Source organism: Paenibacillus larvae subsp. larvae (genome assembly GCF_002003265.1).
GTDB lineage: Bacteria > Bacillota > Bacilli > Paenibacillales > NBRC-103111 > Paenibacillus_H > Paenibacillus_H larvae.
Genome location: NZ_CP019687.1, coordinates 1865245 through 1879336 on the forward strand (window position 1 = coordinate 1865245; position 14092 = coordinate 1879336).

Consider the following 14092-nt stretch of genomic DNA (forward strand, 5'->3'; position numbering starts at 1 on the left):
GTGACGTACCCTATTTAATATTCTCCAGGTTCATTATGATCTCCTAAAGCAGCGTAATGCCGGAGATTAAAAAAACAGGTATCTCTTTTGAGTACACCTGTTTTTTTATACGGACAAGCAAGTTGCATCCATAATAAGACCATTGTAAAACCTGTTGCTGGTCTTATCTGCCAACACATTTATTCCTTGTCAGATACTGTGCTGTTTACTACGGTATTCACGGAACCGCGGTCAAAGGTTAACTTAGTGGTGTCATTCACACGAAGAACTACTACATCGTCTGTAATTTCCACGATAGAACCGTGCAGTCCTCCGATCGTAACTACCTTGTCCCCTTTTTTAAGATTAGACAGCATCAAATTACGTGCTTTCTGTCTTTTCTGCTGAGGACGGATCAGCAAGAAATACAGCACAACAAACATAAGAATAAGCGGACCGTAAGTAAACAAAAATCCCATTCCGCCTGCTTGCTGTGCAGCAGCAAGTTGCATCATTAAATGATTTCCTCCTTTCTAGAATCCTTTCTCATTGTCAAAAAGACCATACTTTGCAAAAAACTCATCCCGGAAGTCCAGTAAACGATCTTCACGTATCGCTTCCCTGACTTGACGCATAAGATCAAGCAGGAAGTGAAGGTTATGATACGTTGTCAGCCGGATGCCGAAAGTTTCGTCCGCTTTAATCAGATGGCGGATATATGCACGGCTGTAATGTTTACATGTATAACAGGAGCATTCTGGATCAAGCGGGCCAAAATCCTCTGCATACTTCGCGTTGCGAACCACCAGACGTCCTGAACTGGTCATGACAGTACCATTGCGCGCGATTCGGGTAGGCAATACACAATCAAACATGTCTACTCCGCGAATAGAGCCTTCAATCAGCGCGTCAGGAGATCCTACCCCCATTAAGTATCTAGGTTTGTTCGTTGGAAGCAGCGGTGTGGTGTAATCCAATACCTCATACATCAGGTGCTTGGGCTCGCCTACACTAAGTCCACCAATAGCATACCCCGGGAAATCAATGGAAGTCAACTGCTTCGCACTTTCTTCCCTTAAGTCCCGGTACATTCCTCCTTGAACAATTCCGAATAAAGCCTGGTCTTCAGGACGTTTATGGGCCTGCAGACAGCGTTCAGCCCACCGGGTTGTGCGTTCCATGGACTGTTTAACATACTCGTAATCAGCTGGGTAAGGGGCGCATTCATCAAAAGCCATCATAATGTCTGAACCGAGGGCATTTTGAATTTCCATTGCTTTTTCAGGGGAAATAAACAGCTTATCTCCATTCAAATGGGAACGGAAAGCAACTCCCTCTTCGGTTATTTTTCGGATATCACTCAAGCTGAAAACCTGAAATCCACCACTATCAGTTAATATGGGACGGTCCCAATTCATAAATTTGTGCAGTCCCCCTGCTGCCTTCACGATATCATGTCCTGGCCGAAGAAAGAGGTGGTATGTGTTACTAAGTATAATTTGTGCGTTCATTTCTTTTAATTCTTCCGGACTCATCGTTTTTACGGTCGCCAAAGTTCCCACAGGCATAAAAATGGGGGTTTCAATAACTCCATGTGGAGTATGAACCCGTCCAAGCCGGGCTCCGGACTGTTTGCATGTTTTAATATGCTCATATTTGACTGCTGGCAATAATCTCACTTCCTACTCTGATTGGAATATATAAACATGGCGTCTCCAAAACTGAAAAACCGGTAACGGTTTTTGACAGCTTCCGCATAAGCATGCAGGATATACTTTCTTGAAGCCAAAGCACTGACCAGCATCAGCAAGGTCGATTTAGGCAAATGAAAATTTGTCAATAATCCATCCACTGCCCGAAACTCGTACCCCGGATATATAAAAATGCTGGTCCATCCGCTGCATGCGTGGAGAAGCGTTCTTCCTTCCCCATCGATATATCCCTGGGAATGGCTTAATCCCGCGGCGGTTTCCAAAGTACGTGCCGAGGTAGTGCCCACTGCAATAACCCGCCCCCCTGAGCACGGGTTTCATTCACCAAACGGGCTGTTTCTTCGGAAAGAATGTAATATTCCGCATGTATATTATGATCTTCTACCCGGTCAACCGATACCGGACGGAAAGTACCGAGTCCGACATGAAGGGTAATAAAGGCGATGCGTACTCCTTGACCCCTTAGCCCCTCCAGAAATTCCTCCGTAAAGTGGAGCCCTGCCGTTGGGGCCGCCGCAGACCCGGCATGTTTTGCAAAAACCGTTTGGTATCTTTCTCTGTCATTCAACTGTTCTTTTATATACGGCGGCAGAGGCATTTCTCCCAGTCTATCGAGAATTTCATTAAATATACCCCGGTAAGAAAACCGGACTATTCTTGCCCCCATCTCCCCTTCTTCTTCAACAATTGCAGACAAAACCGGCTCATCGGCTTCTGCTTGGGTACCAAATACAAGTTCCGCTCCTGTCTTTATTTTTTTACCCGGGCGGACAAGGGCTTCCCAGCGATTGTCACCTAGGTCTTTCAGAAGAAGAAGTTCTACTTTGGCCCCTGTATCTTTTTTTAAACCAAAAAGCCGGGCTGGAATTACCCGTGTATCGTTCAGTACGAGCAAATCCCCGGCTTTCAAATAATCCGCCAAGTCCTTGAATGTATGATGTCCGATTTCTCCGGTCTCTTTGTTCAAAGTCATTAATCTGGATTGCGTCCGGTCAGAAAGAGGGGTTTGGGCAATTAGTTCTTCCGGAAGCTCAAAATCAAAAGATTCTACATCCATGTTATGAAATCATTCCTTGTAAGCAAAATAGTTTGTGTTTAGTATACCCGTCCATTCTTACAAATTCAAATGGTCCCGGTGCGAAAAACCGTTACCGAACTTACTTTTTTCACTTAGATTCCGGTCTAGGTAATCCGAGATGGTCATAAGCCTGAAGGGTGGCCATTCTCCCGCGCGGAGTCCGCTGCAGGAAGCCGATCTGCAAAAGGTAAGGCTCGTATACTTCCTCGATAGTCTGGCTCTCCTCTCCGATAGTGGCTGCAATGGTATCAAGTCCAACCGGGCCTCCACGGAAGCTGAGAATGATTGCCCGCAGCATTTTATGATCAATCTCATCCAGTCCCAAATCATCTACCTGGATGAGTTTCAATGCTGCTTTGGCTATATCCAGCGAGATAATTCCGTCTCCGCGTACTTGTGCGAAGTCTCTGACACGTTTAAGCAGACGGTTGGCAATCCGCGGTGTACCTCTGGCTCTCCTTCCGATTTCCTGTGCGGCTTCCCCGACTATTTGTACATTTAATATGTCTGCGGCACGCGTTACAATGAAGGCAAGCTCATCTACCGTATAATACTCCAAACGGCTAACAACTCCAAAACGATCGCGCAATGGAGCGGAAAGCAGCCCAATCCTAGTGGTAGCCCCAATAAGGGTAAACGGCGGCAGGTCCAGCCTTACCGAACGGGCACTTGGTCCCTTCCCGATAATAATATCCAGGGCAAAATCCTCCATCGCCGGATAAAGCACTTCCTCAACGGTACGATGCAGACGGTGAATTTCATCAATAAAAAGCACGTCGTTTTCCTGCAAATTCGTAAGAATGGCCGCTAGATCACCAGGGCGCTCTATCGCCGGTCCTGAGGTGGTCCGTATATTAACACCAAGTTCGTTGGCAATGATGGTGGAAAGTGTGGTTTTCCCAAGACCCGGGGGGCCGTAAAGCAGCACGTGATCCAATGCTTCCTGTCTCATCTTGGCTGCTTCTATATAAACCTTCATATTTTCTTTGGCTTGTGTCTGTCCAATATATTCCGCCAAATAACGAGGCCGGAGGCTTAGCTCCATCTGCTGATCTTCCATCATTAAATTGGCAGAGATAATTCGATCATCCATACGGATGTCCTCCTCTAGCTACAACCCTTGGAACAAGGCTTTTAATGCAAGCTTGGTAACGGTATCCACCGGATCAGCCGGCTTCACATCTTTCTGTATGAGATGCCAGGTACGGTCAGCTTCCGTCTCCGTATACCCAAGGGCAAGCAGGGCTTGCTTAGCTTCTGCCCAGCATCCTTCCATCGAGTTTCTTTCTGCCTCAGCGGTTAGAACTGCAACTTCATCCACAATAGATGCCGGCAATAACCCCAGTTTATCTTTCAAATCCAAAATGATACGCTGTGCTGTTTTTTTCCCGATTCCCGGCAGTTTTGTCAGGAAGCCCACATTTTCCTGCTGTATGGCAGCAATGACCGCATCGGGCCTCCCCCCTGTCAGAATTCCGAGAGCCACTTTCGGGCCAATACCTGAAACCTCTATCAGCTTGCGGAAAAGCGTCTGTTCCTCTCTTGTTGTAAAACCGAACAGTAAGTGTGCATCCTCACGGACATGATAATGAATAAATAAGGTTACTTCCTCGCCTTCCCGGGCAGAAATACCGAATGGATTTGAACAAAATACCTGATATCCCACACCGTGTACATCTATGACTACATAATCCATTTCCCGAACAGCTAATTGGCCTCGCAAATAATCAATCATCGTTTATATACCTCATTTAATTTTGCTTGCAAAGACGAAGAATGGGCATGACAAATGGCCACCGCGAGCGCGTCCGCAACGTCATCCGGTTTAGGTACAGCAGATAGCTTCAAAAACATTCTGACCATTTCCTGAACCTGTTTTTTCTCCGCTTTTCCATATCCAACTACAGCCTGTTTCACTTGAAGAGGTGTATATTCAGCAATGGGCAGGCCTCTTTGGACCGATGCCAAAATCATAACCCCTCTCGCCTGACCAACAGAAAAAGCTGTAGTCACGTTACGGTTAAAAAATAATTTCTCGAAAGCAACCGCGTCCGGCTTGTATTTGTCCAACAGCTCCCCGGTAGCCTCATACACTTGCTTGAGTCGAAGTCCCGGGTCTGTATATGCCTCCGTCTGAATGCTTCCGTATTGAACAGGAACAAGCCTGCTACTCACTTTATCAATAAAACCGAAGCCCACTATGGCTATGCCAGGGTCAATTCCTAAAATTCGCACAACCTTACTCCCCTATCCCAAAAAGCGAACATATGTGTCATTAGTCATTATAGCAGATTATTGGACAAAGCCAAACAAAAAAGAGAAGCTTTCTTGCTTTCTGCTTCTCTCTTTTAGTGAATACAGGAGGTGATTTTTTAATCTCCAGATTACATCAGGGATGTCCGGCGGGGGACATTACTTTTTCCGTTTCTTCTACAGCATAGTCCCCAAATGTGGATAATACGCTGTTATATTCTGCCACGTCTTTCACACGAATCCCCTCATAAAGCTGGTCAACCGTTTCCTTAGGAAGACTGCTCTCCAGAGAGTGGATGTTTAATTGAAAGAAGGTACGGAGGACCTGTTCCTTCTTGGGCTCTCCTTCAAACAGAGAGAAGTTTCCTTGCTGGTCAATTCCAAAATAGGCGTTTTGCTTACATGCGGGAGACAGGTCTTCAATATCCTGAGTGAACAAAACATTTCCGTTCTCTCCAATCAGCATCTGCCAATCGGGATGGCTTTGATGAAGCTTGATGATTTCCTCTGCCTTTTTCTTGCCAATCCTTTGCTCCTCTTCACCGCAGATATAATGCTTACGTATAATCGTTTCTCTATCAAGCCCGGATTTCTCGATTTCAAGCAAGATTTTCTTTTGCTGCTTGTCCCCTTCGCTTAACTCCTCAGATTGTTTACCGGATTGGGGTAGCAAAACATCTTGTACATGGAGACCGAACTGGTTATACATAATCAGGCATACCCCAGCCAAAAGAAGGAATACACCGAATTTAAACCTTCTGCGTCTCAGTTTCCATTTTTTCTTAAGCTGCTTCCACAGATTATTCAAAACGATCACCTTCCATTCTTTTCAGCACAGAGTGTTTGTTTAATCTTGCCCGAAGTTCCGTTTTTTTATTCTGGCGAATAGTTTCACCCCGAAAAACAAAGTAAAGGAAGGCTAAATTTTCTTATCCTGAATCAATTTCATAATACAACTGGTGAGCGCTTAGTAGAGAAGATATAGATAAATACGGTCCAGATTTAACTATATCTTGTACCCGTTCGGGTGAAAATCTAAGTTATGAAATTGATTCATCCTAAATAAAAAATGACGTGAGGTAACGGTAAAATCGTTACTCTCACGTTAAAAATAAGCGGTTGGTTGGTAAACAAGATAAAGCAGCAGCATTTGCTTTACCGGAAAATCGAATAATTTAGTAATTAATCCAGGGCATGTTTTCCCGTACTGGCTCTTGAAACGGGTTTCTGCCTGACTTTTTCTTTGAAGAAGAGGAGATACCTACCTTCTTGGAACGGCCTGATGGTTTTCTTGTCTTCTTGTTATCCGCTTTCCGGATATTGACACTGCCTGCTTCCTGATTTTCCTCTTCTTTATAACGGTGGATATAAGCTTCATCTTTCCCTTCTGTATCTACCCTCGGAAATGAAGGAGCTTCAAAAGCAGGAGGATAGGCCATTTCCTGTTGGCCGAGTACAGGTGATATGCCATATTCCCTCATATCCCAGCTGTATGGCTGCATTGGGTACGCGGGGAAGCCAGATGGCTGATAAAAGGGATAACAAGGAACTGAGTAAGCAACCGGATATTTATGATGATCATAAGCGTACTCATAATACATCGGGTATTTATGGTGACCATAAGCGTGTTCATAATGTACCGGGTATTTATGGAGATCATAAGCATCCTCATGTTTCGCCGGATATTTATGTTGATCATAAGCGTGCTCATAATACATCGGGTATTTATGGTGACCATAAGCATCCTCATGTTTCGCCGGATATTTATGTTGATCATAAGCGTGCTCATAATACACCGGATATTTATGTTGATCATAAGCGTGCTCTTGTTGCGCCGGGTATTTATGATGACTATCTGCCGGTTTTTCATACTCCAGATAGCCAGGTTCTTCCCATTTCCCGGTATACTCCTTTTTCTTCTTGTCACCGCAGCCGCAACCACAGTCCTTTTTCTCATAAACTACCGGATAGTAAGGGGAAGGCATAACCGTCGGATACGGATAATGAAGTTCTTGCATGGGCATATAAGTTTCCATTTGTGTCTCCTGCATCGCCCAGCTTTGGGGCATTTCAGCACCTTCCCAAACTGGGGCAGACATCTGTGCCTGATAAGGAGCCATTACCGGAGTTGCAGGAACTTGAAATTGGCTGAACGGATACACTGCCTCAGTCTTTATTTCTTCCTTCCCATAAAGAGGATCCATCGGTGGAAGCTCTACATGAGGGAGCATTGGCATCCAGAAATCATCGTCTGAAGATTCCTTGATTTCCGCTTGCCCAAATTGTACTCCGGGTTCCGGAAGACAGGGCTCAACAAAACTTGGTTCGCAGGGTTCCGGAGGGCAGGGTTCCTCCACAACAATTGGCTCGGGCGGACAGGGTTCCGGAGGGCAGGGTTCCTCCACAACAATTGGCTCGGGCGGACAAGGTTCCGGAGGGCAGGGTTCCTCTACAACAATTGGCTCGGGCGGACAGGGTTCCGGAGGGCAGGGTTCCTCTACAACGATTGGTTCCGGCTCCACCTTTTTTTCTATGACCAGCGTCTCCTCTTTTTCAACCTCCACGTCTACTTCAAACACAATGGGGGCAGCTTCAGGTTCAGGAGGCATCGCAGGGACTTCTTCCTCCATTTTTTCAATTGGAGCCGTACTTTTCTTCCCTCCCGGGCCATGGGGAATCGGAGCCGTATTCTTTTTACCTTCCTCCCCTTCTCCACCCGGTTTAGGAATATACACGGTTTGCCCCGTCAATAAGATGTTGGGGTTCTTTAACTGGGGATTGGCATCTATCAAAGCCTTCAGAGGAATTCCCCAAGCTTTCGAAAGTTTCCAGAGGGTATCTCCCTGCTTGACAATATGCTTATGCGCATAGTGAGAAGGTTCGCTCAGTTCAGCTGGAGCAGGGGCACTTGGAATCTTCACTTTCATTCTAACGTCAATCTTATTCGGATCGGCAATCTGCGGATTAGCCTCAATCAGCGTATCCAGATTTACGTTGTATTTCTGGGCGATACTATAAAGGGATTCCCCTTTTTTTACCATATGGATTTTCAACGCCTACAACCTCCTTCATAATCATTATGCAAAAATGCCCATCCATGTGCCGTATCAGCATGACAGTACATTTTATGCAGGTTCTAGGCATTTGACATCTTTAAAATAAAAAAATCTCTTATCCGCGTTCACCGGATAAGAGACAGACAAGTTAAAAAACCGTAGGACCTATTATTCGTATACCTTTACGCCTTCGATTTCAACAATTTCTCGGAAAGATTTAAGTAATTTCGTAGTAATCGGTCCCGCTTTTCCTTCCCCGATTACACGGCCGTCTACTTGGCGGACGGCAATCACTTCAGCGGCTGTACCAGTGAAAAAAACTTCATCTGCCACATAAACATCATGCATGGTAAACGGTTCTTCCCGTAGTTCGATTCCTTCCCGTTTACAAATATCCATAATCGCGCCTCTTGTAATCCCTTCAAGAGCGCCACAATAGCAAGGGGGAGTATATACTATGCCACGTTTGATAATAAAGATATTATCGGAGGAACCTTCAGCTACAAACCCTTGTGAGTTGACCATGATCGCCTCTCCAACACCGGAAAGGTTAGACTGAATTTTAACAAGAATATTATTCAGATAGTTCAGAGATTTAATTTTGGGATTGATCGCATCCGGTATATTACGTCGGGTGGATACGGAGATGGTATTCAGCCCGTTCACATACGCTTCTTCCGGATAAATAGACAGCTGTTCTACAATAATCACAACACTTGCCTTTGGGGACCGTGTCGGATCAAGTCCCAGGTCTCCGGGTCCCCGGGAAACAATCAAACGGATGTAGCCGTCTTTTAATTCATTGCGTTGGATTGTTTCAACCAGGGCATCCTGCATCTGCTGATAGCTTAAGGGAATGTTCAGCATAATTGATTTAGCGGAGTCATATAAACGGTCCAGGTGTTCTTTGCAACGGAAGATGTTACCATTATATACCCTGATACCTTCAAAGATGCCGTCACCGTATAAGTAACCGTGATCATAAACTGAAACTTGTGCCTGTTCTTTTGTTACGTATTTTCCATTCATATAAATCCATTGCGTCATGGTATCCCACCTCCATAATTATGTTTCGATAGTATAGCTAAAATAAGATCCTAAAAGCCTGACTTGACAGCCAATGGCTTCTATTTCCTGAAAAGCTGATGCGATAAGTACCGATTCCGCTGAGCCTTCCAAGTCAATGAAAAAATAATAGTTCCCCAATTTTTTCTTGGTCGGTCTGGATTCAATTCTTGTTAAGTTGATTCTTCTCCAGGAAAAAGCAGACAGCACTTGATGCAACGCCCCAGGGTAGTCTTCGGGGAGTGTAATCAAAATCGTCGTTTTGACAATTCCCTTCAGAGACCGGAACGCTTTAAGCGGTTCCTTGCCAATCAGAGCAAACCTTGTACAATTTTCCTGATGGTCCTGGATTTGTGAAGCCAAGACAGGAAGATGATATAGCCTCGCTGCCTGCAAAGTGCCGATAGCCGCAACCTGCGGATCATTCCATTGTTCAACAAGTCTGGCCCCTTCAGCTGTTGAGCTGACCTGCTCGACTTCAGCGTGAGCAAGATAATCCAGCAAAAATTGCCGGCATTGAGCGATTGCAACAGGATGTGATACTACCTTGGCCAGCTTGGTCACATCAAACTCCTTTTCCTGTGCAAGTGAACTTGCTCCGATTAAGCACATATCAATAGGATACACCCATTCTGCTTGAATAGGCAGATCCACCTCATGTACAAGCCAATCCAAATGAAGGCTAACTGATCCTTCGATTGTATTTTCGATAGGGATAACACTATAATCGGTTTCCCCGCTCGCTGTTGAGATAAATACATCCGAAATAATTTTGTACGGGACGTATTCAATATCCTGGTCTTTCATAAAATAACGTACCGACTCCTCGGAGAAAGTCCCGGGGCCAAGCAAGGCTACACGTTTCATTGATTTCCGGCCTCCTTCATCCGGTCCGCCTCTGCTAACTTATTGGGGCGTTCTTTAAGTTCCTGCACTCCCGCAAGGTCAGGAAAAAGCCAGAGTGTCTTTGCGGTTACACCTTCATGGGTAAAGATTTCAAGCAGGAACTGTTCAAGTTCCTCTTTTTGCTCGCTGCGGGTGTCTACCAGGGCCAACATAGTCGGTCCAGCACCACTGAGTGCAGCCCCTAGGGCACCGTGGTCAACCGCTTCACGCAGAATCCGCTCCATACCCGGGATAAGGGGGGCGCGATAAGGCTGGTGCAGGCAATCTTTCATTGCGTGGCGAATCATCGGCAGATTCCCGGTGGCCAAAGCAGCTACAAGCAGGGAAGCATGCCCGATGTTAAAAACAGCTTCTTTCATCCTGATTTCCGTGGGTAAGACATTCCGCGCCTTACTTGTAGAAAGCTGAAAATCTGGAATAGCAACAAGCGCTTCGAGTTGTTCGTGAGGATGCAAACGGATATACTCCGCCCGTTCTCCGTCCCAGTAGGCCGCAATAATACCGCCGAACAAAGAGGCACCGACATTATCGGGATGCTGTTCCAGCTTCGAGGCCATTTGGAATAGTTCATCCCGGGAAAGCTTGTACCCTATTAAGGTATTTGCGGCGTACAATGCTCCAACAATAGCCGAGGCACTGCTCCCAAGCCCCCGGGTCAGAGGAATATCACTGGCCATTTCAATGTACAGCTCCTGCTCAGGCAGCCCGGCCTTTTTGAATACTTGCTGGGCCACTTTATAAATGAGATTGCTTTTATCTGTCAGAATTCCCTCCAAATGGTTACCATAAACGTGAATTTCTGTTCTATCTGTAAAGCCCATTCCGATCCAGGCATATAAATTCAATGCCATCCCCAGAGAGTCAAACCCGGGGCCGAGATTGGCCGTACTTGCGGGCACCTGAATCCATACAGTTTGTTTCATCCGGCTGTGTCACTCCTATCGTTCGCCAGTCTATTCTCTATCCAATACTCCAGAACAAGGCTTTAAGCTTTAATTGCTATCAAGCAGCTGAATAGCTTTCATAACATCCTCTTCAGTATCCGGCACAAAAATCGGCTCCACTTGAACACTATTTAGGGCCACATTAGGGTCCTTAAGTCCGTTCCCAGTCAAGACGCATACTACTGTTTCCCCGTTCTTAAAATAACCATGCTGTTTTCTCTTGATCACACCGGCTAAAGAAGCCGCTGAAGCAGGCTCAGCAAATACGCCTTCCTCTGAAGCAAGCAATTTATAGGCTGCCAGGATTTCATTATCGGTTACATAATCTATGCTTCCCCCAGATTCCTCAGCTGCACGGACAGCTCCATCCCAGCTTGCCGGATTGCCTATACGAATTGCTGTTGCAATAGTTTCAGGTTCACGGATCGGCTCCCCTTTGACAATTGCCATAGCCCCTTCCGCTTCAAATCCGATCATTTTTGGAAGGGAGGAAGAACGCCCGGCCTCATGATATTCCTTAAATCCTTTCCAGTAGGCCGTGATATTTCCTGCGTTTCCTACAGGAATAGCCAGATAATCCGGTGCTTTACCTAATTGGTCACATACTTCAAAAGCCGCTGTTTTTTGACCTTCAATCCGATAAGGATTCACCGAATTTACAAGAGTAATCGGATGCTTGGTAGTAATGTCTCTTACAATTTCCAACGCACGGTCGAAGTTGCCTTCGATGGCGATGACTTTTGCACCATAAATAACCGCCTGGGCCAGCTTGCCAAGTGCTATGTTATTATTTGGAATGAGAACAATGCAATTCAGGTTTGCCCTGGCCGCATATGCTGCCGCAGCTGCTGATGTGTTGCCCGTAGAGGCACACATTATTGTATTGCTGCCTTCCTCCACTGCCTTCGCTACGGCCATCACCATGCCCCGGTCTTTAAAGGAACCCGTAGGGTTTAATCCTTCGTATTTCAAATAAATATGAAGTTCCAATTGTTCTGATAGTTTTTTAGCTTCTATTAACGGTGTATTCCCTTCATGGAGTGTCAATTTGGGAGTACGTTCATTCACCGGCAAGTAAGCAGCATAATCTTCCAATAGACCCATATATCTCATTACAGTCGCCTCTCTCTTTATGATTTATCCTTCTACCCGGTAAACACTCTTAATTTCTTCAATGACACTTAGGTTTTCAAATTCTTTCAATACCTTGTTCAGGCTGGCCTGATCGGCATCATGCGTAATTATGATAATTTCAGCTTTCGGATTGGAAGGATTCGAATGCTGGAGGACAGATTCCAAGCTTACTCCATATTTGGCGAACACTTGCGTAATTTGCGACAATACACCCGCTTCATCATCCACATGAAGAAGGATAAAGCTTTTGTAGACGATCTGGTCATCAGTCTTCAGTTTCTTTTCTTTGTACGGGCTTGCTGTTCTTCTTCCATTGATATTCAAATTATGGTTGCGCACTACCGCGACCAAATCGGCTACAACAGATGTCGCAGTAGGCATTTCACCTGCACCCGGACCGAAGAACATCGTTTCTCCAACCGCCTCCCCATACACGTATACCGCGTTAAATACTCCGTTCACGGATGAAAGGGGGTGGGATTTTTTTACCATTGTAGGTTGTACACTAACAGCAATATACCCTTCCTGCTGCTCAGCGATTCCCAACAGCTTCACTTCATAGCCTAACTGTTTGCTATAAGCGATGTCTTCCTTTGTCACTTCGCTGATTCCTTTGACTTTTACATCGAAGAGTTCAATACCCGCATGAAATCCTAGCGTGCTAAGGATAGTCATCTTGCGCGCCGCGTCCAGTCCTTCCACATCAGACGTGGGATCAGCCTCCGCGTAGCCCAACTGCTGGGCTTCCTTCAGGACATCTTCATAGGCGGCACCTTCTGCACTCATTTTCGATAATATGTAATTCGTAGTGCCGTTAACGATGCCCATAATTTTTGTAATCCGGTCAGAGGAAAACCCTTCTATTAAAGTTCGAATAATTGGAATACCGCCAGCTACACTGGCTTCATAAAACACATCACAACCATGCCGGGACGCTTTCTCCATAATTTCACGGCCATATAAAGCCATTAAGTCCTTATTAGCCGTTACAATGTGCTTTCCCTTCTCAAGTGCTGCAAGAACATAATCCTTAGTATGTTCCACACCACCCATAACTTCTACGATTACATCAATTTCCGGATGCCCTATAACTTCCCACGGATCTTCCGTCAGTTTATCTATATCCACAGGGATACTTCTTTCCTTACTGTGGTCCTGTACCAAAATGCGTTCTATTTCAATTATGGAACCCGTCTGCCATTGCAAATCCTCCTGGTGTCCTTCCACAATTCGTACCACTCCGGTTCCTACAGTTCCTAACCCCAATAAACCCACTTTAATTGGTTTCATGCTTCTTCCCTCCACTTGTATATGTTATACAGAACCGCCTTGGCCGATGACGGTCACACGTTTAACGCCCTCCTGCTTCTCCAGATGATGCAGAAGCATATTTTCCTTTTCTCCCATCTGAGAGGTCTCTACAGACAAAATCACACTAGCTAGTCCTTGCAAAGGAATCGTTTGATGAATGGTCAACACATTTCCTTGATGATTGGCAATCATGGACAAGACCTTGGAAAGCATCCCTGACCGGTGTTCTAAATCCAGAGATATGGTTATGATGCGCTCACGGATTAATTTATGAACAGGATGTATCCCGTCCTTGTACTTATAAAAAGCACTTCGGCTTAGCCCTACACATTCCACCGCTTCATGAATGGTTTTTGCTTCACCTTTTAAAATCAATTCTTTGGCGCTCATTGTTTTAACAACGGCCTCAGGCAGGATATCTTCATGTACTAGGTAATACATTTCACCCTCCGGCACCTGTTTCCCTTCCTTTTTGTTTGTCCCCATTTCGTTTTACGTCCTTTCGAGATATACTCATGTACACATATAGAGGACATTATACTGTAGGGGAAGTATTTCGGCAATAGTCAAATACGGAAAGTTTCTCTTTATTGCCTGGCCAAAATACCGTATGGTAAGCTGGACTTGGTACATACAAGAGGATTGTTTAGTCCT

13 protein-coding genes and 1 pseudogene are annotated in these 14092 nt (G+C 45.4%); all 14 read right to left on the minus strand.

All coding sequences use genetic code 11. The features are described 5' to 3' along the window. Positions 1–179: 179 nt before the first annotated feature. The 14 genes and pseudogenes from yajC to BXP28_RS09710 all read right to left on the minus strand — a co-directional run bounded on the left by yajC (position 180) and on the right by BXP28_RS09710 (position 13924). On the minus strand, positions 180–494 hold the full coding sequence (yajC, locus tag BXP28_RS09645) for a preprotein translocase subunit YajC (protein WP_036656384.1): 315 nt from the start codon (positions 492–494) through the stop codon (positions 180–182). An 18-nt stretch (positions 495–512) separates the two neighbouring features. Next, positions 513–1649, minus strand: a complete 1137-nt coding sequence (tgt, locus tag BXP28_RS09650; RefSeq protein WP_024094745.1) for a tRNA guanosine(34) transglycosylase Tgt — start codon at positions 1647–1649, stop codon at positions 513–515. A gap of 5 nt (positions 1650–1654) precedes the next feature. Then, positions 1655–2748: pseudogene (gene queA / locus BXP28_RS09655) on the minus strand (tRNA preQ1(34) S-adenosylmethionine ribosyltransferase-isomerase QueA). Between the two features lie 109 nt (positions 2749–2857). Then, positions 2858–3862, minus strand: coding sequence for a Holliday junction branch migration DNA helicase RuvB (gene ruvB / locus BXP28_RS09660; protein WP_023482764.1), 1005 nt, complete (start codon positions 3860–3862; stop codon positions 2858–2860). An 18-nt stretch (positions 3863–3880) separates the two neighbouring features. Next, positions 3881–4504 (minus strand): Holliday junction branch migration protein RuvA, encoded by a 624-nt coding sequence (gene ruvA / locus BXP28_RS09665; RefSeq protein ID WP_023482763.1) that lies wholly within the window; start codon positions 4502–4504, stop codon positions 3881–3883. Continuing rightward, a complete protein-coding gene (ruvC, locus tag BXP28_RS09670; RefSeq protein WP_036656380.1) occupies positions 4501–5004 on the minus strand; it encodes a crossover junction endodeoxyribonuclease RuvC in 504 nt (167 codons plus the stop codon). The genes ruvA and ruvC overlap by 4 nt, the downstream gene beginning before the upstream one ends. A gap of 154 nt (positions 5005–5158) precedes the next feature. Then, a complete protein-coding gene (locus BXP28_RS09675; protein ID WP_023482761.1) occupies positions 5159–5839 on the minus strand; it encodes a BofC C-terminal domain-containing protein in 681 nt (226 codons plus the stop codon). Positions 5840–6197: 358 nt separating this feature from the next. Next, positions 6198–8075, minus strand: coding sequence for a LysM peptidoglycan-binding domain-containing protein (locus tag BXP28_RS23510; RefSeq protein ID WP_052304517.1), 1878 nt, complete (start codon positions 8073–8075; stop codon positions 6198–6200). Between the two features lie 171 nt (positions 8076–8246). Continuing rightward, positions 8247–9125, minus strand: coding sequence for a branched-chain-amino-acid transaminase (gene ilvE, locus BXP28_RS09685; RefSeq protein WP_023482986.1), 879 nt, complete (start codon positions 9123–9125; stop codon positions 8247–8249). An 18-nt stretch (positions 9126–9143) separates the two neighbouring features. Beyond that, on the minus strand, positions 9144–10010 hold the full coding sequence (gene pheA / locus BXP28_RS09690) for a prephenate dehydratase (RefSeq protein ID WP_023482985.1): 867 nt from the start codon (positions 10008–10010) through the stop codon (positions 9144–9146). After that, positions 10007–10972, minus strand: a complete 966-nt coding sequence (gene thrB / locus BXP28_RS09695; protein ID WP_023482984.1) for a homoserine kinase — start codon at positions 10970–10972, stop codon at positions 10007–10009. The genes pheA and thrB overlap by 4 nt, the downstream gene beginning before the upstream one ends. 69 nt (positions 10973–11041) lie before the next feature. Beyond that, positions 11042–12106: a threonine synthase gene (gene thrC / locus BXP28_RS09700; RefSeq protein WP_036656376.1), complete on the minus strand. Its 1065-nt coding sequence runs from the start codon at positions 12104–12106 to the stop codon at positions 11042–11044. Positions 12107–12130: 24 nt separating this feature from the next. After that, the gene (locus BXP28_RS09705; protein WP_024094752.1) at positions 12131–13417 is read right to left on the minus strand and encodes a homoserine dehydrogenase; all 1287 of its coding nucleotides are present in this window, start codon (positions 13415–13417) and stop codon (positions 12131–12133) included. Between the two features lie 24 nt (positions 13418–13441). Then, the gene (locus BXP28_RS09710) at positions 13442–13924 is read right to left on the minus strand and encodes an ACT domain-containing protein (protein ID WP_023482981.1); all 483 of its coding nucleotides are present in this window, start codon (positions 13922–13924) and stop codon (positions 13442–13444) included. Positions 13925–14092: the final 168 nt, after the last annotated feature.